This window comes from Actinomadura verrucosospora (genome assembly GCF_039540335.1).
In the GTDB taxonomy this organism is placed as follows: domain Bacteria; phylum Actinomycetota; class Actinomycetes; order Streptosporangiales; family Streptosporangiaceae; genus Spirillospora; species Spirillospora verrucosospora.
Genome location: NZ_BAABEV010000003.1, coordinates 327,800 through 351,146 on the forward strand (window position 1 = coordinate 327,800; position 23,347 = coordinate 351,146).

Consider the following 23,347-nt stretch of genomic DNA (forward strand, 5'->3'; position numbering starts at 1 on the left):
CGATGGCGGGGGGACTTGCGCCAGTTGCGGGATATGAGAGGTTCCTGCTGTTGCGGCGGCGGTTCCGGCGGGCGGCGGCCGTGGTCGCGGCCGGGTTCCTCGGGTGGTATCTCGTGTTCGTCGGGCTGGCCGCGTTCGCGCGCGGGTTCATGGCGCGGACGGTCGCCGGGAACGTCAACGTCGCGCTGCTGCTGGGGCTGCTGCAGTTCGTCTCGACGTTCGCGCTGACCTGGGGCTACCTGGCGTACGCGCGCAGGCGGCTGGACCCGCTGGCCGGGGAGCTCCGGTGACGGGGCGCGCGCTGACGTTCGGGCTGTTCCTGGCGTTCGTCCTGATCACGCTGGCCATCACGGTGCGGGCGCGGGCGACCACGCGCGGCGCCGACGACTTCTACGCGGGCGGGCGGACGTTCACCGGCCCGCAGAACGGGATCGCGCTCGCCGGCGACTACATGTCGGCGGCCTCGTTCCTCGGCATCGCCGGGATCATCGCGCTGAACGGGTACGACGGGTTCCTGTACTCGATCGGGTTCCTCGTGGCGTGGCTGCTCGCGCTGCTGCTGGTCGAACTGGTCCGGAACGCGGGCCGGTTCACGATGGGGGACGTGCTGGTGCGCCGGGTGCGGCGCCAGGCGCCGGTGCGGCGGGCCGCCGCCGTGTCCACCGTGACCGTCTCGGTGTTCTACCTGCTCGCGCAGATGGTCGGGGCCGGGGCGCTGGTGTCGCTGCTGCTCGGCATCCACCGCGGCGAGCGGTTCCTCGGGATGGGCGCGGGCACCGCGAAGACCGTCACGATCGTGGCCGTGGGCGCGCTGATGATCCTCTACGTGGCGTTCGGCGGCATGAAGGCCACGACCTGGGTGCAGATCATCAAGACCGGGCTGCTGATGGCCGGGGCGGTGGTGCTGACGGCGCTGGTGCTCGGCAGGTTCGGGTTCGACGCCGGCGCGATGCTCGGGTCGGCCGCCGACGCGAGCGGGAAGGGCGAGGCGTTCCTGCGCCCCGGGCTCCAGTACGGGCGGGACGTCCCGGGCGACGCCTACCGGACCGTGGTCAACAAGCTCGACTTCATCAGCCTCGCGCTCGCCCTCGTGCTCGGCACGGCGGGCCTGCCGCACGTCGTCTCGCGGTTCTTCGCGGTCCCCGACGGGCGGGCCGCGCGCACGTCGGTGTCCTGGGCGATCGGCCTCGTCGGCGTCTTCTACCTGATGACGCTCGCGCTCGGCTTCGGCGCCGCGGCCCTGGTGGGCCGGTCCGCGATCGTGGCGCAGGACCCGTCCGGCAACACCGCGGTGCTGCAGCTCGCGCAGGCCGTCGGGCAGCACGTCGGCGGGCGGGCCGGCGGGGACGTCCTGCTGGCGTTCATCGGGGCGGTGGCGTTCGCGACGATCCTCGCGGTCGTGTCCGGGCTGGTGCTGGCGTCGTCGGCGTCGCTGGCCCACGACTACTTCGGCCAGGTGCTGATGCTCGGCCGCCCGCGCGAGTCGCAGGAGGTCGCGGTCGCGCGGTTCGCCTCGTTCCTCGTCGGCTCGCTGGCGATCGTCCTGGCGGTGGTCGCCCGCGACCTGAACGTGGCGTTCCTGGTGGCGCTGGCGTTCGCGATGGCCGCCTCGGCGAACGTCCCGGCGATCGTGCTCTCGCTGTTCTGGCGCCGGTTCAACTCCGCCGGGGTCGTCGCGGGCATCTACGGCGGCCTGATCGGGTCGCTGGTGCTGGTCCTCTTCTCTCCCGTCGTCTCCGGCAAGGTCGATCCGGTGACGGGGGAGAGCCTGTCGCTGTTCCCCGCGGGCGTCGACTTCCACCTGTTCCCGCTGGAGAACCCGGGGCTCGTGTCGATCCCGATCGGGTTCGCGTGCGCGGTCGCCGGCACCTTCGCCGGACGGGAGAAGGCCGACCGGGAGCGTTACGACGACCTCTCGGTCAGGGCTCTGACGGGTGCGGGATCACAGTGACCCGGACGGCGCGCACGGGTTAGCATGCCGTGCCCGGTTTGATTACCCGCGAGTACGGAAGGCTGGTCCGGGAAGATCCGCGCTGTCCGGGCCCGTGCCCTAATGTGCCGAGTGCCCGGGCCAGGGGCGGTTCGCGTGGCAGAATGTCACCCGCCGTGGAGCGCGGCGGTCAGCCAGAGGGAGGGGCGGCGTGTCCGAAGCCGGTCGGCGCCGTCCGGCGCACCCCCGGCCGGCCGTGCCGTTGCTCCGGCTCGGCGCCCGGACGACCGCGGCCCTCACCGCGCTCACGCTCGGCGCCGCCGTGGCCGTGCCCGCGGCGATCGTCTCCGACTCCTCCGCGAAGGACCGGACCGTGCGCGGCGCGTCGGCCGGCGCCGTGGCGGGGCCGCTGCTGAACGCGCCGACCGACCAGATCCGTTCCCGCGAATGGCACCTCGACGTCCTGCGCGCCCAGAAGGCGTGGCGGTACTCCAGGGGGCGCGGCGTCACGGTCGCCGTCCTCGACACCGGCGTCGACCGGCGCCACCCCGACCTCACCGGGCGCGTCGTCACCGGCCCCGACCTGACCGGCGGCGTACGCCGTCCGGGCAGCCGCTACTGGGGCCTGCACGGGACGTCCATGGCCAGCATCATCGCGGGTCACGGCCACGGTCCCGAGCTGTCGCAGGGCATGATGGGCGTCGCGCCGCTCAGCAACGTCCTGTCCGTCCGCGTGACGCTGGAGAACGACGACCCGCTGCGCCGCGACAACGGGCAGCAGCCGGGCGCCGGCGGCGACCGCGACGCGGTGGCCCAGGGCATCCGGTACGCCGTCGACCACGGCGCCGGGATCATCAACATGTCGCTCGGCGGCGGCCGCCAGTCCTACAACGGCACGCCCTCGCAGGAGAAGGCGATCCGGTACGCGCTCTCCAAGGGCGTCGTGCTCATCGCCTCCGCCGGCAACGACGGCTCCGGAGCGAACCGCAAGAACTTCCCCGCCGCCTACCCGGGCGTGATCGCCGTCGGCGCGCTCGACCGCCGCCTGCGCCTCTGGAAGGACAGCAACCGGCGCTCGGGCGCCGCGGTCTGCGCGCCCGGCGTCGAGATCGTCAGCGCGGACGCCAGCAACGGCTACGTCGTCGGGACGGGGACCAGCGCCTCGTCCGCGATCGTCGCGGGGGTCGCCGCGCTCGTCCGCTCCCGCTACCCGAGGCTGAGCCCCGAGGAGGTCCGGCGGGCGCTCATTCAGGGCTCGCCGGCCCGCGCCGCCCACCCCACCGGGTCGCCCGAATGCCGCGGGACGGTCGACGCGGTCCGCACCCTCGTCGCCGCCAACCAGATCAACAAGACCTCCAGCGGGCCGGTGGAGACGCCGCCGCCCGCGGCCGCGACGCCGCGGCCGGCCGCGCAGCGGGACGACCGCGACTCCGGCGTGCTGTTCCCGCTCGTCCTCGGCGGCGGGGGGCTGCTGGTCGTCCTCGGGCTCGTGCTGGGGTGGCGGCAGCGGCGGCGTCCCGAGGAGGACGGCGGCGACACCGATGCCGTCGCCGACTACGGCCTGCCCTCGGCCCCGGCCGCGCCGCGCGAGCCCGCGGCCGCCGTGCCCCCGGTCCCCGCCGAGATGTACGCGGCGCCCGTGGTCGCACCGGTCAACGCGCCGCTCTTCCAGAACAACGAGGTCTACCCGGCCCCCGCCTTCGAGGAGCCTCCGCCGCCGGCCTCCGCGCCGCGGGACGCCCCGCTCTGGGAGGCCCCGCGGCCCGAGCCGGGCCCCGCCGCGTTCCCGCCGCCGGACCCCGCTCTCCCCGAGCCCCCGCCGCCGTCCGGCTGGGACGGGCGGCCGACGCCTCCCATCGAGCCGAAGCAGCCGCCGGTCATGCCGGGCGAGCTGCGCCCGTTCGATCCCGGTGAGTTCACCACGGGCGGGCACGGGACGCACCAGAGGCATGACCCGCTCAACGGCCACGACCCCCTCAATGGGCACGATCCGCTCAACGGCCACGGCCCGCTCAACGGGCATGAGCCCCTCAACGGGCACGACCCCCTGAACGGGCACGACCCGCTGAACGGGCATGACCCGCTGAACGGGCATGACCCCCTCAGCGGACACGATCCGCTCAACGGGATGGGGCGCAACGGCGCCGGGCTGAACGGGGCGGCGCGGGACGAGCCGTCCGTCCTCGATGACGACGACTGGGACGCCTTCCGCCGGGGCGCCCTGGAGGCGCCGGACGTCCCCGGGCCCGCGACGGATCCGCTCGCCGCGGTACCGCCGGAACCGCCCGGCGAGCCGCCGCTTCCGCCCGTACCTCACGCGGACGAGGCGCCGGCCGAGGCGTTCCCCGACGTCCCGCCGCCCGGCCTGGGCGGCGCCGAACCGCCGGAAGGGCCCGTCCCGCCGCCCGACCCGGCCGACGGCGAGCCGCGCGGACGGCACTCGCGGCCGCCGCGGCCCGGCGAGGACGAGGAGTACCGGCCGCCCTGGTGGTGAGCGCGGTACTCCGGCGGGCGTAGCGCGAGTGCCTCCGGCCGGACGATGCGGCCCCCCGGACCTCTCGCCGAGCATCGACTCATCCGACACAGGAAGGTCGATGAACCATGTTGACGATGTTGGCGACGCAGGCGGCCGCGATGCACCCGGGCGGCTGGCACGACGGGGACGCCCCCGCGTTCTGGCCGGTCTTCCCCATCACGTTCGGCCTGTTCTGGCTGGCCGTGCTCGGCACCGCCTTCTACCTCATCCGGCGCCGCATGCACGACGGCGCCGAGGCGGCCAGGGCGGCGGCCGACCCGATGACCAAGGCGCGCTCGGTGCTCGCCGAGCGGTTCGCCCGGGGCGAGATCGACGAGGACGAGTACCACGTCCGCATGTCCGCCCTGCGCAACGGTGCCTAGTCGGCGGCCGCCTCCTCGAAGATGCGGTCGATGCCGTCCGGGTACATCGGTGCCCGGACGGCGGCGTCGGCGAAGCGGGTGAGCAGCCGCGCGAACTCGGTGCGCTCCCGCTCCGACCAGTCGGCCATCAGGTCGTCGAGGTAGGCGCGGCGGAACCGGTCGGAGACCTGCTTGACGCGCCGCCCGGACTCGGTCAGGCCGAGGTTGGCGCGGCGCGCGTCGACGGGGGAGGGGCGCCGGGACACCAGGCCGGCGTCGATGGCGTGCCCGACGAGGCGGCTGGCCGTGGACGGGTCGATCTCCAGCCGTTCCGCGACCGCGCCGACCGTGACCTCGCAGGACGGCTCGTCCGGGGGCGCGCAGTCGGTGAGGGCGGCGACCGCGTTCACCACCATCAGGTTCGACAGCTGCAGCGGGCGCCCGTCCGCGGCGGTGGAGGTCTGGGCGCGGACGCGCTTGACGAGGTCGGGCTTGGCCCACACGCGGCGCAGATGGAACAGCGCGGTCGCGATCTCGGTGAGGGAGCCGTCGGCGGGGGGTCCGGGAGGGCTCCCGTCCCGAGGCGCGGCCCGCTCGGCGGTCCGTCCCGTGGCGGAGGTCTCCGTCGCCATGCAAGGTCTCCGTTCCGAACGCCGGACGCTGCGGATCACCTACTCTAACGTATGCAGCGTACATATGTTTCACCGTGACGTGAACGCCGTTGCCGGTGAGACACACGGAGCGAAAGAGCCCCAGGTGAAGGGGGATGTGATGCACTGAACCACCGGCGTCCGTTCACCGGGATCCGCCGGAACTTGTCCGCGCGGACGCGTAGCATGGCTCCCGCCCGAACCCGGACGACCCGGGATCAGTAACCACAGAGGGGACCTGATGCGAGCGGCGAACGCCCCCGGTGACCCCCGCGGTGACGTCCCCCCACAGGACCGAACCATGGACGACGGCCGCCCCCCGGCCGAGCCCGGCCCCGCCGAAGCGGAGGGCGCGGCGGACGACGCCGCGTTCAGCGCCGGCGGGCTCTCCGAGCGCGACCGCCGGATCCTCGCCTTCGAACGGCAGTGGTGGAAGTACGCCGGCGCCAAGGAGCAGGCCATCCGCGAGACGTTCGACATGTCGGCCACGCGGTACTACCAGCTCCTGAACATCCTGATCGACCGGCCCGAGGCGCTGGAGTGCGACCCGATGCTCGTCAAGCGCCTGCGCCGGATGCGGACACAGCGGCAACGAAGCCGTGCCGCGCGGCGGCTCGGCATCCGGCCCTGACCTGGCCACCATTGGTCACGTGAACTCTCCCCGCTCTTTGACGGCCGCAGGCGCCGAAGGACTTGACGCCATCCGCGACGACCCGGCCGGGGCCGTGCTCGGCTTCGACTTCGACGGCACCCTGGCGCCGATCGTCCCCGACCCCGCCTCGGCGAGGGCCCATCCGGACGCCGCGCCGGCCCTGGCCCGGCTGGCCCCGCTGGTCGGCTCGCTGCTGATCGTGACCGGACGTCCCGCCGCCGTGGCCGTCGAGTACGGCGGCTTCGAGGGCATCGACGGGCTCGTCGTGCTCGGGCAGTACGGGCTCGAACGCTGGGACTCCGGCACGCTGACCGTGCCGGAGCCGCCGCCCGGCGTCGCCGAGGCCCGCGCGAAGCTGCCCGGCGTCCTCGCCGCCGCCGGCGCCCCGCCCGAGACGTTCGTCGAGGACAAGGGGCAGGCGCTCGCCGTCCACACCCGCCGGTGCGCCGAACCGCAGGTCGCGCTGGACCGGCTGCGCAGCATCCTCGCCGCGCTCGCCGAGCGGACCGGGCTGTCGGTGGAGCCGGGACGGTACGTCCTCGAACTGCGCCCGCCCGGCATGGACAAGGGCAAGGCGCTGCGCGCGTACGTCGACGACCGCGGGACGCGCCCCTCCGCCCTGCTGTTCGCCGGGGACGACCTCGGCGACCTCGCCGCGTTCGACGCCGTCGACGCGCTGCGCGCCGAAGGCGTGCCCGGCGTGCTGGTGTGCAGCGGCTCGACCGAGGTCACCGCGCTCGCCGACCGGGCGGACCTGGTGGTCGACGGGCCCGCCGGCGTGGTCGACCTCATCGGCTCGCTCGCCGACTCCCTCTCCTGACTCGCTCCAACGGCCTCCGGCGCCGCCCGGGGCGCCGGAGCGCGGAGTAATTGTCCGTCAGGTGACAAGACTCCCGGCTCGACTTGTCGCATCTCGCGAGACTCCGGGGGCCGGTGTGGCAGCGGAAGGCGATTAGGTCAAAATGTGGTGAATTGTGGGGAGTGTGGTTCGCGGGGAAGCCGCACGAGGGACATCGGGAGGCGAGACGGTGGACACGGAACCGGGACTTCCGCGCCGTCCAGGCGAGATCAGGCAGACGCCCTCCCAGGGCATCCCGAGGGCCACGCCCAGAGAGGGGACGCCGGTTCGCCCGCCCGGGCCCGGCGCCCACGTTCCGCCCGGCGTGCACGTTCCGCCGGGCCCTCCCATCCCGCCGGACGCCCCCACGCGTCCGATCGTCCACACCGCGCCGGCCGCGCAGGCGCCGCCGCGCGTCTGGGGAACGCCCCCGCCGTCGCCCCCGGGGCCCCCGCCGTCGCCCCCGGGGCCCCCGCCGTCGCCCCCCGAGCCGCCGCGGTCGCGCGAGGAGCCGACGCTCGGCGGGTCGGAGTGGGCCGCCGTGCCCGAGGCGCAGGACGCCTACTCCGAACCCGAGGAGCGGTCGTCGGCGACGGGGCCGATGGGCGTCCGCGAGACCAGCGGCGTCCAGGTGCGGCTCGGGCCTCGCGAGCGCGAGCGCGAGCGCCGGGAGCGGCGGCGGAAGGGACGCCGAAGCGGGCTGGTCGCGGCGGGCGTGCTCGTCCTGGCCGGGCTGGTCACGGCCGGGGTCGTGCTGACGCCCGGCTCCGGCGACGAGGGCACGACCGAGGCCGCCCCCGCCGCGGGCGAGCGGGCGCCGGGCGGCGCCGCCAAGCTGCCGCCCGCGGGCGCGCCCCTCACGATCGGCACCGCCGACGGCTCCCGGTACAGGATCGCCGCGGTGACGTCCGGGATCAGCGACGGCGTGGGGACGGCGTCCCGGTCCACGCCGCCGTCCGGGACGGCGTTCCCCTACATCGAGTACATCCTCGCCAACCCGAGCGGCGAGAAGGTCCTGCTCGACTTCCCCGGCGACGTGTTCGTCCGGCGCGACCTCGTCACGCCGGCGGCGCGGGGGCGCTGCATGCCGCAGGCCGGCGTTCCCGAGGGCCTGTGCACGCCGCCGACCGACAGCCAGGTCGTGCGGCGGCTGGCGGGCGGCGCGCTGGTCGCGGGGGAGGGCGGCGACAAGTACCTTCCGCCGGGCTCGGCGTACCTGGTCCGCGCGACGGTGGGCGTCCCGGTCGACCGCCGCGTCAGGCGTTCGGACCTGGCCCTGTACGTGTGGAAGCAGCTGTACATGGCCGACCGGCTCGCCAGGGAGGCGCCGTTCCCGAAGGGAAAATGAAACCGCCGTGACCTGGGCGGCCACGGCGGTTCCGGTCGGTGCTCCCTGAGGTTCACTCGGCTTCGGGGTCGTCGGCGAGGATCCCGTACAGGCGGCGGCGGGCGTCGTTGACCACGTCCAGCGCGCGCGCCTTCTGCGCCTCGCTGCCCACGGACATCACCTGCTGGAGGGCGCCCATCAGCTGGCCGACGGCCTCGCGCCCGCGCAGGACGTTCTCGCCGGCGGCCTCGGTGACCTCGTCCCAGGGGGCGGCGGTCTGCGCCGACGCCTCCTCCCGGCCGGAGTCGGTGAGGGAGAACAGCCGCTTGCCGCCCTGCTCCTCGCTGCTGACCAGGCCCTCGTCCTCCAGCATCTGGAGGGTCGGGTAGACCGAGCCGGGGCTCGGCCGCCAGACGCCGCCGGTGCGGCCGTCCAGTTCCTGGATCATCTCGTAGCCGTGCATCGCCCGCTCGGCGAGCAGGGCGAGCAGCGCCGCCCGGACGTTGCCGCGCCGGGTGCGCCGCCCGCGGCCACCGCGTCCGCGATGGCCGGGACCGAAGCCCGGACCGAAGCCGGGTCCTCCCGGGCCGCCGGACCCCCACGGGCCGAACGGGTCGCCGCGGCGACCCCGCTCCTCCGGTCGCCTGAAGCCGCCGCGCCTTCTCATCGTGTGCTCGTGCATCGCAGTCTCCTTCGTTGTTGATCGGTTGCGATGCCTCAACGATATATCGTTAACATGTCGCGATGCAACACTGTGGCGTGAATGACCGCGGAGTGCGCCCGCGCCGAACGGAACGAGGCGCGGAGCGGGGGGCCGCTCCGCGCCTCGATGCGCGGGTCTTCGTGGTACCGGTCCGAGCCCCGGGTCAGGGGCCGGTGACCTTCAGGTTGTCGAGGATGTCCTTGGTGGCGTCGCGGCCGTCGGTCTCCTTGACCCGGATCCACAGGCCGAACTTGCCGGACTTGTCCTTGAGGCCGACCTCGGTGACCGACGGCGTGCCGGTCTTGCAGGCGGTGAAGCGGGTGATCGTCCCGCTGAGGGCGCCGTCCGGCGTGGTGTAGTTCTCCGGCGCGGCCTTCGTGCACTGCGGGTGGACGGCGGCGCGCGGCGGCGGGAGCTGGTTCGCACCGAGGTCGGTGGTCACGCCGACGAACACGCCGGGGCCCTTGCCGTTGCCGAGGAACGCGGCCTTGTCCGGCGTCGCGCGCAGCACCGGGCGCGGCTGGCCGTCGGCGAGGCCGACGGCGGACGGCGTCCACGTCGGCTCCTGCCCCTGAACCGGCCACGCCTTCGGGACCGCGGTCCTGATCTTGCCCGAGCCGTCGGCGGCCGCGACGAAGTCCTTCGGGACCGCCGGCTTCTTGTCCTTGCCGTCCTTGCCGCCGTCGTCGCCGCCGGAGAACATCATGCCGAGCGTCAGGCCGCCGATCACCGCGACCACCAGCACGACCGCCGTGATGATCAGCGGCGTGACGAACTTCTTCGGGGCTCCGCCGCCGCGCGGCCCGCCCTGCCCGCCGCCCTGGACCGGCCCCTGCGGCGGAGGCTGGAAACCGGTCGGCGGCGGCCCGTAGGGCTGCTGGCCGCCCGGGCCCATCTGCTGCATCGGCCCGCCCTGCGGGGCCCCGCCCTGCGGCGACTGGGCCGGGAACGCGGTCGTCTTGTCGTCCGGCCCCTGCGGCTGGTTCTGCGGCGGCGCCTGCGGCTGGCCCTGTGGCGGCGGACCTTGGTAGGCGATCGTCGGGTTGTTGTCGTTGTCGGGTGATGTGGGCGCCTCCACCTGGGTGAAGGGTGTGGAGCGCCCGCTGGGCCGGTCGACGACCGTCACCTCTTCGGACGGCGTACTGGGCGGGACGCGTATCTCGGACGTGTGGAGGTCGTCCTCGCCGGGCCGGTCGAACCGCGTGTGCATGCCGGGCTGCGCGCTCTGGCCCGCCGCCGCGGCGGGCTGCGCGGGGTTGGGCTGCGCGGGAGTGGGCTGCGCGGGCCCGGGCTGCTGCACGGGAGGGGGCTGCTGCTGGACCTGGACGCCCTCGCGGTAGAAGTCCTGGACGGTCGCGTCGGCGTCGATCTGCGGCTCGGGCGGCGGGGGCGCCGTCTGGGCGGGCGCCGGCGCGGCCTGCGCGGAGGTGGGCCGCAGCGTGGACAGCGCCTCCGCGAACGCCTCGGCGGTCGGCCACCGCTTCTCCCGCTCGACCTCCAGCGCCCGCAGGACCACCTGGTCGAAGGCGGGGGGCAGGCCCTCGCGCAGCTCGCTCGGCGCCTTCTTGACCGGCGCCGGGCCCGGGGCCCGCCCGGTGAGCATGTGGTAGGTCAGGGCGCCGAGGCCGTACACGTCCGCGCGGATGTCGAGCCCGCCGCCGAACCGCGCCTGCTCGGGCGACATGTACCCGGGCGTGCCGACCGGAAGGGTGAAGGCGCCGGACGCGTGCGCGAGCGCCTTGGCGAGGCCGAGGTCGGCGATGAGCAGTTTCTCGCCGCCGTCCGGCGTCGACTGGAACAGCACGTTGGACGGCTTCAGGTCGCGGTGGATGACGCCCAGCGTGTTGATCACCTCGACGCCGTAGGCGATCTGCTCGGCGAGCGCCACCGCCTCGCTGACCGGAAGTGGCCGCTCGCGCATGCGATCGCCGAGCGTTCCGCGGTCGGCGTACGACATCACGAAGTAGGGGCGCCCGTCCGGGAGCTCGCCGATGTCGTGGACGCGGACGAGTCGCTCGGAGTCGGCGCGGCGCAGGATCCGGGCTTCCTCGAGGAACCTGTTGCGCACGTCCAGATCGTCGATCAGGCTGCCGTTCAGGACCTTTATGGCGACCTGGGACTCGAGGGCGTCGTCGTGCCCCAGCCATACAGAGGCGAACGCCCCCGACCCCAGGACGCGATCGATCCGGTAACGGCCTACTGATGGTGGGAAAGACACTCCCGTATCATCCCAACAACGGGGTGAGCGCGCGAACGAGCAATGAGGCGGCATGGCATTCGACGAGAGGACCGAGGAGTTGGCGGTCAAGGCCGCGCAGGGCGACCAGGGCGCCCTCAACGAGCTCCTCCGCAAGATCGAGCCGGACGTGCTGCGGCACAGCTCCCGGTTCCTGCCCTGCCGACAGGACGCCGAGGAGGCGTGCCAGGACGCGCTGCTCCAGGTCGCCCGGAACATCCACCGGTTCGAGGGCCGGTCGCGTTTCAGCACCTGGCTGCACGTCGTCGTCGCCAACTCCGCCCGCTCCACCTACCGTTCGCTGAAGCGGCGTTCGGTCGAGCAGGCGGGCGAGCTTCCCCAGCAGCGTCCCGACCCGCGCCGGACGAGCGTCATCGCGGGTTCCCGGGTCGACATCCTCGACGCCATGGAGGACCTGGAGGCCCGCAAGCCCGACCTCATCCAGGCCCTGGTGCTGCGGGACGTCTCGCAGCTGGAGTACGCGGAGATCGCCGAGCAGCTCAAGCTCCCGCTCGGCACGGTCAAGTCCCGCATCCACGAGGCGCGCAAGCAGGTGAGGCAGACGCTCGGCGAGTCCTACACCTGACCGCCGGTCAAGGGTGGGTCATCGGACCGTAACAGTGGGTGCAGAAGCCGGGTTCTGAACTGGGCTTCTGCACCAGCATGCGGTGCATGCCACCAGGACCGGCCCTCCGCCGCGATCGTCCGATCTTCATCTTCGGCTGTCCTCGCTCGGGCACGACGCTGCTGCGCCTGATGCTCCACTCGCACGCCCGCATCGCGATCCCGGCGGAGACCCGGTTCGTCCTGCCCGCCTATGCGGCGAGGTGCGACTACGGTGACCTCCGGGACAGCAAGAACAGGCGGATGCTCGCGGAGTGGATCGTCGGGGAACGCGCCACCAAGGTGCGGGCGCTCGGCATGGACGCCGACGGGCTCGTGGAGGAGATCGCCGACGGGCCTCCGACGCTCGGCTCGGCGGTCGGCATCGTCTTCCGCGCCTACGCCCGCCTGCACGGCAAGCCGCGCTGGGGCGACAAGCGCCCGAGCTACTCCCAGCACGTCGGCACGCTGTTGCGGATGTTTCCCGACGCCCAGTTCGTCCATCTTGTCCGGGACGGCCGGGACTGCGTCGCGTCGCTGATGGAGATGCCCTGGTTCGACGCCGACATCCACCACGCCGTCTCCGCCTGGCGGGAGACGATCGACCGCGGCCGCCGGCTCGCCGAGCGCCTCGGCCCCGACTCCTACTACGAGCTGCAGTACGAGCGGCTCGTCGCCGACCCCGCCGACGAGCTGACCCGGCTCTGCGGCTTCCTCGGCGAGGACTTCGACCCCGAGATGACCCACCCGGAGGGGCTGGCGAAGCGGATCGTCCCGTCCACCAGGAAGTGGCAAGGCCGGACCCGCGACGCCGTCACGACCGACCGCGTCGGATCATGGGCGGAGCGCCTCGACGCGTGGGAGATCAGCCTGGCCGAGGCCGCGTTCGGCGAGCGGCTCGCCGAGTACGGCTACGAGCCGAGCGGCCTGCCGAAGCCGTCCGCGGCCCTGCTCGCCCGCTTCACCCGCACCGCCGCCCACCGGCGCATGGCGCAGAGCAAGGCCGCGCTGCGCGAGCGGTGGAGGCAGCACCACGAGCCGAACCCCGTCGAGTGCCTCCTCACCGCCGAGCAGTCCGCCGGCAGCGCCCCCTGACCGGACCCGCGGCGTGTTGCCCTGACGCCCGCAGAGCAGCACGCCGCTCCCTTTCCGCGGGGAGCTAGTCCAGCGCGGCGAGCTGGTCGGCGAACCAGCGCTGCGGGGGCAGGGCGGTCGCGGCGTCGGCGAGGCGGGCGCAGCGTTCGGCCCGCCGGGCGCGCGGCATCAGCAGGGCCTGGCGCAGGGCCTCGGCCGTCTGCGAGACGTCGTAGGGATTGACCACCAGCGCGTCCTCGGACAGCTCCGCCGCCGCGCCCGCCTCTCGCGACAGCACGAGCGCGCAGCCGTGCCGCGACAGGACGGGCCCCTCCTTGGCGACCAGGTTCATCCCGTCCCGGATCGGGTTGACGAGCAGGACGTCGGCCAGGCCGTAGGCGGCGAGGGAACGCGGGTAGTCGTCGTTCACCTGGAGGATCAGCGGGTCCCAGTCGGCGGTGCCGAACTCGTCGGTGATCTGCCCGGCCATGCGCTGGACGGCCGCGGTGTACTCCCGGTACTCGGGCAGGTCGTAGCGGGACGGGTAGGCGAACGCGAGGTGCACGACGCGTCCGCGCCACTCGGGATGGTTGACGAGCATCTCCCGGTACGCGGCGAGCCCGCGCACGATGTTCTTGGACAGCTCCGTCCGGTCGATCCGCACGATGAGCCGGCGGTCGCCCACCTGCTCGCGCAGCGCGCGGGCCCTCTCGACGACGTCCGGTTCGGCGGCGCGCCTGCGCAGCGCCGCCCCGTCCACGCCGAGACCGTGCACGCCCACGCGCGTGGTGTGGCCCGAGCAGGAGACGGTGCGGGCCACGCGGTCGACGCGCGCGCCCGGCAGCAGCTCGCAGCAGTCGAGGAAGGCCGACGCCCACCGCTCCGTGAGGAAGCCGGCGTGGTCGGCGCCCAGGATGCCGAGAAGGACCTGCGCGCCGATGTCGTCCGGGAGCAGCCGGAAGTACTCCGGCGGCGCCCAGGGCGTGTGGGAGAAGTGCACGATCTTCAGGTCGGGGCGCCGGTCGCGCAGCATCCGCGGAGCCAGCGACAGGTGGTAGTCCTGGATCGCCGCCTTCGCGCCCTGGGCGGCGTCGCGTGCGAGGGCGTCCGCGAAGGCCGCGTTGTACGCCTCGTAGGACTGCCAGTCCCGCCGGGCGCGGGCGTCGAAGTGCGGGCTGCGCGGCGTGTCGTACAACAGGTGGTGGACGAACCACAGCGTCGAGTTGGCGACGCCGTTGTAGGCGCGGTCGAACGTGGCCGCCGGGATGTCGAGCATGCGCACCGCCGCCCCGCCGGTCTCGTACCCGGCGAGGTCGAGGCGGCCGTCCGGGGAACGGCGCGACGCCGTGCGGTCGGCCTCGCCGAGGCTCGCGCACACCCAGAGCACGTCCGCTCCCGTCGAGGACGGCTCCCGCGCCGTCTCGGCCGGACGCGGCGGGCCGGGGTCGCGCGGGGCGCCCGTCACGGCGGCGAGGCCCGATACGAGACCGCCGCCCCCGCGCCGCATGGTGAGCCCGCCGTCGTCCGACAGCGAGAACGACACCGGACCCCGGTTCGAGGCCACCAGCACTTGGCTCATACGGGAAGGGTCTCAGTTGCGGCCGAGGCGCATCAAAGTGACCCGCGAGGTGGCCGGCATCGCCCGCCCTTGTGTCCGTTCCGCCCGATTAGTCATCCGCCCAGGGGGTATCCGGCGGCAATGAGCAAGTCCGAGACGACGAAAACCGTGCTCGTCGCCGGTGCCGCGAACCTCATCCTCGCGATCACGAAGCTGTTCGCCGGCCTGCTGGCCGGGTCCAGCGCCATGCTCGCGGAGAGCGCGCACTCGGTGGCGGACACCCTCAATCAGGGCTTCCTCTACACCTCGCTCCGGCGCAGCGAGCGGCCCCCCGACCGGCGCCACCCCTTCGGATACGGCAACGAGCGGTACGTGTGGTCGCTGCTCGCCGCGTTCGGCATCTTCGTGGCCGGCGCCGGATTCTCGATCTTCGAGGGCATCCTGACCATGACCGGTCACGGCGGCGGCGGGACGACGGTGTGGCTCGCCTACGCCGTCCTCGGCCTCGGCGCGGTGCTGGAGGGGACGTCCTGGATCCGCGCCTTCTACCAGGCCAAGAAGGAGACGCGCGACAGCGACCGCGACCTGGTCGAGCATGTCCGCAAGTCGCCCGACGTGACGTTCAAGACCGCGCTGTTCGAGGACACCGCGGCGATGATCGGCCTCGCGCTCGCCGCCGGCGGCCTCGCGATGCGCCAGATCACCGGGTCGGAGTTCTGGGACGGGCTCGCGTCCGTCCTCATCGGGATCCTCCTGGTCGTCCTCGCCTTCTCGATCGGCCGGGAGAGCATGGGCCTGCTCATCGGCCAGGCGGCCGACCCCGCCGAGCAGCGCGAGATCCGCGCCGAGATCTGCGGCGCGCCCGGCGTGACCGGCGTGGACGAACTGCTCACCATGCACTTCGGCCCCGAGCAGATCCTCGTCGCCGCGAAGGTGCACTTCTCCGACGACATCAGCGCCGACGAGGCCGAGGACGTCGCCGGCGAGATCGACCGGCGGCTCCGCGAGCGCGTCCCGACCGTCCGGCACGTGTTCCTCGACCCGACCCAACGGGTGATCAAGACACCCGCCGGGTAACGTCTCAATCGCTGGACCCGCCTGTCTGGCATCCGGTCAGTTCATGTAAAGTCACGCATACGAGTTCAAAGCTCGTAGATCGACAACTTCATAACGCTCATCCAGAGGGGTGGAGGGACCGGCCCTGCGAAGCCCCGGCAACCACCTGGCTGCGGCGCGTCGCGATCCTGCGAGGCCGGCCGGGAGATGGTGCCAACTCCGGCCTGCGACCAAGGTGGCGCAGGGAAGATGGGGAGAAAGGCCTCGCCCTCATGGCACTCACGCCTGCCACAGACCTCGGACCGGCTACCGCTCTCGTCTGCCGCGAATGCGGCTCGTCCCGCGACCTCGGGCCCTACTACGCCTGTGAAGAGTGTTTCGGCCCCCTGGAGATCGCCTACGACTTCGACGGCGTCACCCGGGAGTCCATCGAGTCCGGGCCGCGCAACATCTGGCGCTACCGCGGGCTGCTGCCCGTCCCGTCCAACGTCGCCGACACCCCGAACACCGAGCCGGGCCTGACCCGCCTCGTCCGCGCCGACAACCTCGCGGAGAGCCTCGGCCTGCAGAGCCTGTGGGTGAAGGACGACAGCGGCAACCCGACCCACTCGTTCAAGGACCGCGTCGTGGCCGTGGCGCTCGCCGCCGCCCGCGAGCTGGGGTTCAAGGTGCTGGCCTGCCCGTCCACCGGGAACCTCGCCAACGCCGTCGCCGCCGCGGCGGCCCGCGCCGGGATCCGCAGCGCGGTGTTCGTCCCGTCGAACCTGGAGTCCCAGAAGATCATCACGACGGCCGTGTACGGCGGGACGTTCGTGACGGTCGACGGCAACTACGACGACGTCAACCGGCTCGCGTCCGAGATCGCGGGCGAGCAGGACGACTGGGCGTTCGTCAACGTCAACGTCCGCCCCTACTACGCCGAGGGCTCCAAGACGCTCGGCTACGAGATCGCCGAGCAGCTCGGCTGGCGGCTGCCCGACCAGGTCGTCGTGCCGGTCGCGTCCGGCTCCCAGCTCACCAAGATCGACAAGGCGTTCCAGGAGCTCATCAAGCTGGGCCTGGTGGAGGAGAAGCCGTACCGCGTCTTCGGCGCCCAGGCCTCCGGGTGCGACCCGGTCGCCGCCGCGTTCAAGGCGGGCCACGACGTCGTCCGCCCGGTGAAGCCCGACACGATCGCCAAGTCCCTCGCCATCGGCAACCCGGCCGACGGCCCCTACGTCCTGGACGTGGCCCGCCGCACCGGCGGCGCCGTCGAGGACGTCACCGACGAGCAGGTCGTCGAGGGGATCCGGCTCCTGGCCCGCACCGAGGGGATCTTCGGGGAGACGGCCGGCGGCGTCACCGTCGCGACCCTGCGCAAGCTCATCGAGGCCGGCGCCCTCGACCCGGGCGCCGAGACCGTGATCATCAACTCCGGGGACGGCCTGAAGACCCTGGACGCCGTCGCCCCGGTCGTCGCGCCGTCGGCGAACATCGCCCCGTCCCTGGAGGCGTTCCGCGCCGCGGGCCTCGCCTGAGAACGAAGGAGCAGCATGAGCAGCGTGTCCGTCCGTATCCCGACGATCCTGCGGACCTACACCGGTGGCGAGTCCGAGGTGAAGGCCGAGGGCGCGACCCTGCGCGCGGTCGTCGCCGACCTCGAGGCCAGCTACTCCGGCATCTCCGCCCGCATCCTGGACGACGCGGGCAAGATCCGCCGTTTCGTGAACGTCTACGTCGGGGACGAGGACGTCCGTTTCGCCGAGGGACTCGACACCCCGACGCCCGAGGGCGCCCAGATCTCCATCATCCCCGCGGTGGCGGGCGGCTGACGTCCGTCTCGTCCGCGAGGCCCCGGCACGTCCACCGTGCCGGGGCTTTTCCTTTCACATCTGGCCGATTCCCCCTTCTCCGGAACGCGATTGCCCGGTGGATGCTGGATTGGGCAACTGTTCCTCCCGTCCGGCCAAACGCGCATGGAACAAGTTTTAGCGAGCGCCAGTTTCACGGCTTTGATCTTGATCACCGCCTCTCCGTCACTTGGGTTTCTCGCTGGCCGCGTCCTGGAAGATTGAACCCGGAGTGGCGCTCCCTGGGGCGCCGAACGGCATACGAGAGTGAGGAAAGGCATGAAGCGCATTTTGCGCACGATGGCCGTGACCGGCATAACGATGGGAGCGGCCGTCCTCGCGGCTCCCTCGGCCATGGCCGACATCAACTTCTACGCGGTGGAGAAGGCGTACGTGGGGCACAACGGCCCCACGTACATCAGTGAGAAGGGTCCGGGCGACCTGATCTACACCGACATCACCAAGTCGCCCAAGGCCGCGCCGGTGATCGGGAACAAGCCGGTGAAGACCGGTGACATCACCACGAAGCTCCACGGCGGGAAGCACAACACGGCCGTCACCGGCGTCGAGGGCTCCGAGCAGGAGGCCACCAAGGTCGCGCTCGCCAAGGCGGCCGAGCACCAGGCCGCCGAGCAGCAGGCGGCTCCTCAGCAGGCCGCTCCGCAGCAGGAGTCGCTGCAGGCCGCGCCGGAGCAGGGCGCCGAGCAGGCCGCTCCGCAGCAGGAGGCTGCTCCGCAGCAGGAGGCGCAGCAGGCGGCTCCGCAGCAGGGTGAGCAGCAGGCCGCCCCGCAGCAGAACGCCGAGCAGGCCGCTCCGCAGCAGGACGCGCAGCAGGCCGCTCAGCAGCAGGGCGAGCAGCAGGCGGCTCCGCAGCAGGAGGCGGAGCAGGCTGCTCCGCAGCAGGACGCGCAGCAGGCCGCGCCGGAGCAGGGTGCCGAGCAGGCCGCCCCGCAGCAGGAGGCCCAGCAGGCCGCGCCGGAGCAGCAGGCCGACGCCAACGCTCCGCAGGCCGGACAGCGGCTGGCCACCACGGGGGACCGCCCCGGGCCGGTGCACGTCCATGCGGCCAAGAAGGCGATCGTCGGCCAGAACGGCGACGTCGCCAACATCGAGAACGGCTCGGGCGACGCGATCTTCACGAACCTCAGCGGATCGCCCCGCTCGAACGTCTACGCCGGCAACAGCGCGACGATGACCGGGCCCATCACCAGCCACATCCACGGCGGGAAGCACAACACCGTGATCAACGCGGTCGAGGGCCCCGAGCAGGAGTCCACCAAGCGGTGAACCGCGGTTCCTAGCAGGACACCGAAGCACCACGGCCGCTCCGGCCCGGTCACGCATCGACGCCGGAGCGGCCGCCCAATGTCCGGACCCGTTTGCGGCGGCCCTTTGCCCGGGACCGAAAGAACATCCTCACCATTCGCCATACTCCATGAAAGCGGCCCTAACGGGCCGTGGTGATTCCCGGTGCACCGGGCCGCCGCAAACGTCGTCGCACCGACAGAACCGGCACCAATGGTCCGTGACGAAAAAATCCGCGGCAAAACAGCGGCGCGGGCCGCCGCCGGTGCAATGGCACGCGGAACGGGTGGCCGCTACGGCACCCCCTCTCAGGCGAGGTGCCGGTCCGCGCGGCGTGCGCGGTCGCCGGGTCGAACAGCCGCAGGGTCAGCCCGGAGAAGCCCGGTAGGGGACTCGATCTCGTCGAAGCCGGCGGCGCCGTCGGAGTGGCGGATGGCGCGACCGAGGGTGATCCCGCCCGTGCGCGCAGCCGGACGGCCGGCGTCTGAACGACCGGCGCTCCCCGCGCTCGGACGGCACCTGCTCAAGGCAGAACGAAAGCGTTACGGGGAAGTGAGTCGCTCATGGCGGGACGATGGTTCGGCTGCTCTTCGGAGGGACGCCGCCTGGTGGCCGTCAGCGCTGAAGCGACCCTCCGGTGCAGGTCAGAGCGCTTCCGAGCGGGTCGGCGCGACGCGTGCGGCGGTGATGTGTGGCGCTTGCACTCGGCAGGGTAGAGTGCTAAACAAGCATTGGCACTCTGATGTGGAGAGTGACAACTTCACACAGTCATGGGTCGGGGCGATGAGGCCTCAGGCCGGCGGCGGAATGGAAGTCGTCGGCGGGGCCGTCCGTCGCGGGCGTCGGCTCGATCCGTCTAAGCCACCTTGTTCCGGGAGGACTGGAGCCTATGGCTGCAAAGATGATCGCGTTCGACGAGGAGGCCCGCCGCGGTCTCGAGCGCGGCATGAACCAGCTCGCCGACGCCGTGAAGGTGACCCTTGGTCCCAAGGGCCGCAACGTCGTGCTGGAGAAGAAGTGGGGCGCTCCCACGATCACCAACGACGGTGTGTCGATCGCCAAGGAGATCGAGCTCGAGGACCCGTGGGAGAAGATCGGCGCGGAGCTCGTCAAGGAAGTAGCGAAGAAGACCGACGACGTCGCGGGTGACGGCACCACCACCGCCACCGTGCTGGCCCAGGCGCTGGTGCGCGAGGGTCTGCGCAACGTGGCCGCCGGCGCGAACCCGATGTCGCTCAAGCGCGGCATCGAGGCCGCCGTCGAGCGGGTGAGCGAGGAGCTGTCCAAGCTCGCCAAGGACGTGGAGACCAAGGAGCAGATCGCCTCCACGGCGTCCATCTCCGCGGGCGACCCGCAGATCGGCGAGATGATCGCCGAGGCGATGGACAAGGTCGGCAAGGAAGGCGTCATCACGGTCGAGGAGAGCCAGACCTTCGGTCTGGAGCTCGAGCTGACCGAGGGGATGCGCTTCGACAAGGGCTACATCTCGCACTACTTCGTGACCGACCCCGAGCGGATGGAGGCGGTCCTCGAGGACCCGTACATCCTGATCGTTCAGGGCAAGGCGTCGGCCAACAAGGACCTGCTGCCCGTCCTCGAGGGCGTCATGCAGTCCGGCAAGCCGCTGCTGATCATCGCGGAGGACGTCGAGGGCGAGGCCCTGGCCACCCTGGTCGTCAACAAGATCCGCGGCATCTTCAAGTCCGTGGCCGTGAAGGCGCCGGGCTTCGGCGACCGCCGCAAGGCCATGCTGGGCGACATCGCCACGCTGACCGGCGGCCAGGTCATCAGCGAGGACGTGGGTCTCAAGCTGGAGAACACCACGACCGAGATGCTGGGCCGCGCCCGCAAGGTCGTCATCACCAAGGACGAGACCACCATCGTGGACGGCGCCGGTGACGCCAACGAGATCGCGGGCCGGGTCAACCAGATCCGCACCGAGATCGACAACACCGACTCCGACTACGACCGCGAGAAGCTCCAGGAGCGCCTGGCCAAGCTCGCGGGCGGTGTCGCGGTCATCAAGGCCGGCGCCGCGACGGAGGTCGAGCTCAAGGAGCGCAAGCACCGCATCGAGGACGCCGTCCGCAACGCGAAGGCCGCGGTCGAGGAGGGCATCGTCCCCGGCGGCGGCGTGGCGCTGCTGCAGGCCGGCACCAAGGCGTTCGACAAGCTGGAGCTGGCGGGCGACGAGGCCACCGGTGCGAACATCGTCAAGCGCGCTCTCGAGGAGCCGCTGAAGCAGATCGCCGTCAACGCCGGCCTCGAGGGCGGCGTCGTGGTGGAGCGGGTCCGCAACCTGACCCCGGGCGAGGGCCTGAACGCCGCCACCGGCGAGTACGTCAACATGTTCGAGTCGGGGATCCTCGACCCGGCCAAGGTGACCCGGTCCGCGCTGCAGAACGCCTCGTCGATCGCCGCGCTGTTCCTCACCACCGAGGCCGTCATCGCCGAGAAGCCCGAGAAGAACCCGGCCCCGGCGGGCGGCATGCCCGACGCCGGCGGCATGGACTTCTGAGCGAGTCCGCGGTTCGCACTTCCGAGTGCATGTGAAAGGGGCGGTTCCTTCGGGAACCGCCCCTTTCCGCGTCCGCGAGGGCCGGTGCGGGTCGAAGCCCTGGTTCGGGCAGGACGACGCTCTGTGGAAGCCCGTAGGGGCGCGGAGATGTCCGTGGGGATGCTCAGGGGACGCCGGGCCGAAAGAAGAATGTTTCTCGGACGGGCACCCCGGGCCACGGCGGTGCAGGTCAGTGAGCCGGGCGCGGGCGCGGCGATTCCGCCGGGCGGAGACGGGCGCGCAAAGTGCTTCCCCTGCGGGCCCGGCGCTTGGCAGGATCGCCGGTTGGAGGGCGTGCCGCCGAGGACGCGGGCGCAGGCGAAGTGAACAGTGAGGCGGTCGCCGATGCGGCCGACGAGGCAGGAGAACACGTGAGCGAAGTGTTCAGCTCCCCGGTGCTCAGGGTCGAACAGCCTCGCAGGGGACCGTTGGCCAAGTCGCGGTACAAGGTGCTGGACGAAGGCGGGACCGTCCTCGCCATCGCGGCGCCGACCGACGACAAGGGCAACGCCGCGGTCATGCGCGGACTGTTCCCCGGCAAGTCGAACCTCGACGCCCGAGCCGTCCTGCTGACGACGCCCGACGGCGACCCCCTGTACGTCGTGGACAAGCAGAGCGGCCGGGAGTACACCGAGATCCTCCGGCCGGACGGAGAGCGCGTCGGCTCCTTCGTCACCGAGAGGGTCGGCCGCCGCTACGTCGTCTACGACGACGACGGGACGCTCATCGGCACGGTCGAGGTCGACGTGCCGCGCAACAACTTCGAGGTGAAGGACGCCGACGGCGGCAAGGTGGCGCACGTCCGCAAGAAGTGGGCGGGCCTCGCCACCCACCTGCTCACGACCGCCGACAAGTACGCGGTGGAGATCGCCGACCCCGTCCGGGAACCGCTGCGGACGATGGCGGTCATGACGGCCATCGTCATGGACATGAACCTGCACGAGGCCAAAGAGATCACCTGACAGACCGGAGGCCGCCCCACGGAGGGGTTCCCGGCTCCCGCCAGGCGAGGTACGTTCCGGTCGTGCAGGCCATGTCCGGGCGCCCGAACGGCTGGCGGATCTCGCCGGCGATTCCGACGATCGCGAACTGCGCGCTGGCCGTCCTCTGGCTCTTCTCGGCCCTCGGCGGCTGGGGCGACGCCGCCTTCTGCGGTGAGGACGAGGGCCGAGACCTGGAATGCGCGGCCGGATTCGAGGGCGCCGTGCGGATCTCGGCGCCCGTGGCGGTCGCCGCCGCGGCCGTCGCCGTCACGGCGTGGTCGATGCCGGCCGTCCGGCGCAGGCCCTGGCGGCTGGACGTGACCCTCACCGTCACGGCCTTCGCCTGGGTGATCGCCGAAGGTGTGCTGTTCGTCGGCGGATACCTGGCCAAGCCCTGAGGCGCGCCGAACGGTCGGCGTTGCCGAAATGAAACCTCGCCCGCGTGAATGGGATGTTCGAGCGGTTCAAACAGGGTGGATCCGGACGAAACCCGAGGTAGGTCGCGTGCTGGAGCGGCTCAGAGCGCGCCGCGCGGGCGAGTCCGCGCCATTGGGGCGTGCGAGCTGGTTTGACGTCCCCTCCGCTTGGGCATACTGTTCACTTCGCCCCACGGGAGTGCGGGACGCCTGACGGCGGCCGGCCCGGGGGAACCATCCTCGATCAGCTGACGCGACTTCGTCGCGCCCGCATCGTCGGGATGGGTCGGAAAAGGATCGATTTGACAATCGGGCCGGATCTGATGAAATAGCAACACCGCCGGGAAGGGACCGCGCAAGCGGATTCGGAATGGCGTATCGGAAAAGCCCGGAATTGACAGTCCGAGCGGATCTGATAAAGTAAGAACAAGTCGCCCCGGGGCGGGAAACGCGAAAGCGGATCCGGTACGGTGGGTGTCCGTTTCTTGAGAACTCAACAGCGTGTTAAAAGCCAGTGCCTTTATCGGCCCGGTCTTTATTTTGCCGGGTCGCCCCGTGCCATCTCGCTTTCGGGGATGGTGGGGATTTCTTTGAGGCAATGCCATCCCGTTGGGGATGGTGATGCTGGGATTGTTTCCTGAGGTTTGGCTGGTCGGGGTTCGCCCCCTGGCTGGTCGTTGGACCTTGATGGAGAGTTTGATCCTGGCTCAGGACGAACGCTGGCGGCGTGCTTAACACATGCAAGTCGAGCGG

Annotated in this window: 20 protein-coding genes, 1 rRNA gene and 1 riboswitch; of the genes, 17 read left to right on the forward strand and 4 right to left on the reverse strand. The window is 72.1% G+C overall.

The window, feature by feature from the left end; all coding sequences use genetic code 11:
• The first annotated feature begins 50 nt into the window (after window positions 1–50).
• The 4 genes from ABD944_RS05670 (at window position 51) to ABD944_RS05685 (ending at window position 4,828) form a co-directional block, all read left to right on the forward strand.
• A complete protein-coding gene (locus ABD944_RS05670) occupies window positions 51–290 on the forward strand; it encodes a DUF485 domain-containing protein (RefSeq protein ID WP_345173085.1) in 240 nt (79 codons plus the stop codon).
• Window positions 287–1,951 carry a solute symporter family protein gene (locus ABD944_RS05675; protein WP_345173086.1) on the forward strand — a complete coding sequence of 555 codons (1,665 nt, stop codon included), beginning with the start codon at window positions 287–289 and terminating at the stop codon, window positions 1,949–1,951. Before ABD944_RS05670 ends, ABD944_RS05675 begins: the two co-directional genes overlap by 4 nt.
• Before the next feature lie 190 nt (window positions 1,952–2,141).
• Window positions 2,142–4,424, forward strand: a complete 2,283-nt coding sequence (locus ABD944_RS05680; protein WP_345173088.1) for a S8 family peptidase — start codon at window positions 2,142–2,144, stop codon at window positions 4,422–4,424.
• A 107-nt stretch (window positions 4,425–4,531) separates the two neighbouring features.
• Window positions 4,532–4,828, forward strand: a complete 297-nt coding sequence (locus ABD944_RS05685) for an SHOCT domain-containing protein (RefSeq protein WP_345173090.1) — start codon at window positions 4,532–4,534, stop codon at window positions 4,826–4,828.
• On the opposite strand, the gene ABD944_RS05690 is transcribed toward ABD944_RS05685, so the two are convergent.
• Complete coding sequence (locus tag ABD944_RS05690) at window positions 4,825–5,439, reverse strand: MarR family winged helix-turn-helix transcriptional regulator (protein WP_345173091.1); 615 nt, start codon at window positions 5,437–5,439, stop codon at window positions 4,825–4,827. The genes ABD944_RS05685 and ABD944_RS05690 overlap by 4 nt on opposite strands.
• A gap of 319 nt (window positions 5,440–5,758) precedes the next feature.
• On the opposite strand from ABD944_RS05690, the gene ABD944_RS05695 reads away from it, so the two are divergent.
• The 3 genes from ABD944_RS05695 (at window position 5,759) to ABD944_RS05705 (ending at window position 8,295) form a co-directional block, all read left to right on the forward strand.
• Window positions 5,759–6,088 (forward strand): DUF3263 domain-containing protein, encoded by a 330-nt coding sequence (locus ABD944_RS05695; protein ID WP_345173093.1) that lies wholly within the window; start codon window positions 5,759–5,761, stop codon window positions 6,086–6,088.
• A gap of 19 nt (window positions 6,089–6,107) precedes the next feature.
• Entirely contained in the window at window positions 6,108–6,929 is an 822-nt protein-coding gene (gene otsB / locus ABD944_RS05700) for a trehalose-phosphatase (protein WP_345173094.1), read from the forward strand.
• 343 nt (window positions 6,930–7,272) lie between these two features.
• Window positions 7,273–8,295 (forward strand): hypothetical protein, encoded by a 1,023-nt coding sequence (locus ABD944_RS05705; protein ID WP_345173096.1) that lies wholly within the window; start codon window positions 7,273–7,275, stop codon window positions 8,293–8,295.
• A 52-nt stretch (window positions 8,296–8,347) separates the two neighbouring features.
• Here ABD944_RS05705 and ABD944_RS05710 read toward each other — a convergent pair whose 3' ends face one another.
• Together ABD944_RS05710 and ABD944_RS05715 are read right to left on the reverse strand one after the other, a co-directional pair.
• Entirely contained in the window at window positions 8,348–8,956 is a 609-nt protein-coding gene (locus ABD944_RS05710) for a PadR family transcriptional regulator (protein WP_345173098.1), read from the reverse strand.
• Window positions 8,957–9,140: 184 nt separating this feature from the next.
• The gene (locus ABD944_RS05715; protein ID WP_345173100.1) at window positions 9,141–11,195 is read right to left on the reverse strand and encodes a serine/threonine-protein kinase; all 2,055 of its coding nucleotides are present in this window, start codon (window positions 11,193–11,195) and stop codon (window positions 9,141–9,143) included.
• Window positions 11,196–11,247: 52 nt separating this feature from the next.
• On the opposite strand from ABD944_RS05715, the gene ABD944_RS05720 reads away from it, so the two are divergent.
• Window positions 11,248–11,799, forward strand: a complete 552-nt coding sequence (locus ABD944_RS05720) for an RNA polymerase sigma factor (RefSeq protein WP_089313869.1) — start codon at window positions 11,248–11,250, stop codon at window positions 11,797–11,799.
• Between the two features lie 86 nt (window positions 11,800–11,885).
• Complete coding sequence (locus tag ABD944_RS05725) at window positions 11,886–12,911, forward strand: sulfotransferase family protein (RefSeq protein WP_345173102.1); 1,026 nt, start codon at window positions 11,886–11,888, stop codon at window positions 12,909–12,911.
• A 64-nt stretch (window positions 12,912–12,975) separates the two neighbouring features.
• Here ABD944_RS05725 and ABD944_RS05730 read toward each other — a convergent pair whose 3' ends face one another.
• On the reverse strand, window positions 12,976–14,469 hold the full coding sequence (locus ABD944_RS05730) for an alpha,alpha-trehalose-phosphate synthase (UDP-forming) (protein WP_345173103.1): 1,494 nt from the start codon (window positions 14,467–14,469) through the stop codon (window positions 12,976–12,978).
• Between the two features lie 120 nt (window positions 14,470–14,589).
• On the opposite strand from ABD944_RS05730, the gene ABD944_RS05735 reads away from it, so the two are divergent.
• The 8 genes from ABD944_RS05735 to ABD944_RS05770 all read left to right on the forward strand — a co-directional run.
• Window positions 14,590–15,525, forward strand: a complete 936-nt coding sequence (locus ABD944_RS05735; RefSeq protein WP_345173105.1) for a cation diffusion facilitator family transporter — start codon at window positions 14,590–14,592, stop codon at window positions 15,523–15,525.
• 94 nt (window positions 15,526–15,619) lie between these two features.
• Window positions 15,620–15,760, forward strand: a riboswitch (SAM riboswitch).
• Window positions 15,761–15,776: 16 nt separating this feature from the next.
• On the forward strand, window positions 15,777–17,021 hold the full coding sequence (thrC, locus tag ABD944_RS05740; RefSeq protein ID WP_345173106.1) for a threonine synthase: 1,245 nt from the start codon (window positions 15,777–15,779) through the stop codon (window positions 17,019–17,021).
• A 15-nt stretch (window positions 17,022–17,036) separates the two neighbouring features.
• Complete coding sequence (locus tag ABD944_RS05745; protein ID WP_149262935.1) at window positions 17,037–17,315, forward strand: MoaD/ThiS family protein; 279 nt, start codon at window positions 17,037–17,039, stop codon at window positions 17,313–17,315.
• 297 nt (window positions 17,316–17,612) lie between these two features.
• Entirely contained in the window at window positions 17,613–18,620 is a 1,008-nt protein-coding gene (locus ABD944_RS05750; RefSeq protein WP_345173108.1) for a hypothetical protein, read from the forward strand.
• A gap of 907 nt (window positions 18,621–19,527) precedes the next feature.
• Window positions 19,528–21,156, forward strand: coding sequence for a chaperonin GroEL (gene groL, locus ABD944_RS05755; RefSeq protein ID WP_185031769.1), 1,629 nt, complete (start codon window positions 19,528–19,530; stop codon window positions 21,154–21,156).
• A gap of 410 nt (window positions 21,157–21,566) precedes the next feature.
• On the forward strand, window positions 21,567–22,157 hold the full coding sequence (locus ABD944_RS05760) for an LURP-one-related family protein (RefSeq protein ID WP_345173111.1): 591 nt from the start codon (window positions 21,567–21,569) through the stop codon (window positions 22,155–22,157).
• 62 nt (window positions 22,158–22,219) lie between these two features.
• Complete coding sequence (locus ABD944_RS05765) at window positions 22,220–22,576, forward strand: hypothetical protein (protein WP_345173113.1); 357 nt, start codon at window positions 22,220–22,222, stop codon at window positions 22,574–22,576.
• Between the two features lie 702 nt (window positions 22,577–23,278).
• Window positions 23,279–23,347, forward strand: a 16S ribosomal RNA gene (locus tag ABD944_RS05770); the annotation flags it as partial.

Coding starts and splice junctions, on each gene's coding strand:
- ABD944_RS05685 (WP_345173090.1), top strand. CDS start 4,532: ATGTTGACGATGTTGGCGACGCAGGCGGCCGCGATGCACCCGGGCGGC.
- ABD944_RS05690 (WP_345173091.1), bottom strand. CDS start 5,439: ATGGCGACGGAGACCTCCGCCACGGGACGGACCGCCGAGCGGGCCGCG.
- ABD944_RS05695 (WP_345173093.1), top strand. CDS start 5,759: ATGGACGACGGCCGCCCCCCGGCCGAGCCCGGCCCCGCCGAAGCGGAG.
- ABD944_RS05710 (WP_345173098.1), bottom strand. CDS start 8,956: ATGCACGAGCACACGATGAGAAGGCGCGGCGGCTTCAGGCGACCGGAG.
- ABD944_RS05720 (WP_089313869.1), top strand. CDS start 11,248: ATGGCATTCGACGAGAGGACCGAGGAGTTGGCGGTCAAGGCCGCGCAG.
- ABD944_RS05725 (WP_345173102.1), top strand. CDS start 11,886: ATGCCACCAGGACCGGCCCTCCGCCGCGATCGTCCGATCTTCATCTTC.
- ABD944_RS05730 (WP_345173103.1), bottom strand. CDS start 14,469: ATGAGCCAAGTGCTGGTGGCCTCGAACCGGGGTCCGGTGTCGTTCTCG.
- ABD944_RS05735 (WP_345173105.1), top strand. CDS start 14,590: ATGAGCAAGTCCGAGACGACGAAAACCGTGCTCGTCGCCGGTGCCGCG.
- thrC (WP_345173106.1), top strand. CDS start 15,777: ATGGCACTCACGCCTGCCACAGACCTCGGACCGGCTACCGCTCTCGTC.
- ABD944_RS05745 (WP_149262935.1), top strand. CDS start 17,037: ATGAGCAGCGTGTCCGTCCGTATCCCGACGATCCTGCGGACCTACACC.
- ABD944_RS05750 (WP_345173108.1), top strand. CDS start 17,613: ATGAAGCGCATTTTGCGCACGATGGCCGTGACCGGCATAACGATGGGA.
- groL (WP_185031769.1), top strand. CDS start 19,528: ATGGCTGCAAAGATGATCGCGTTCGACGAGGAGGCCCGCCGCGGTCTC.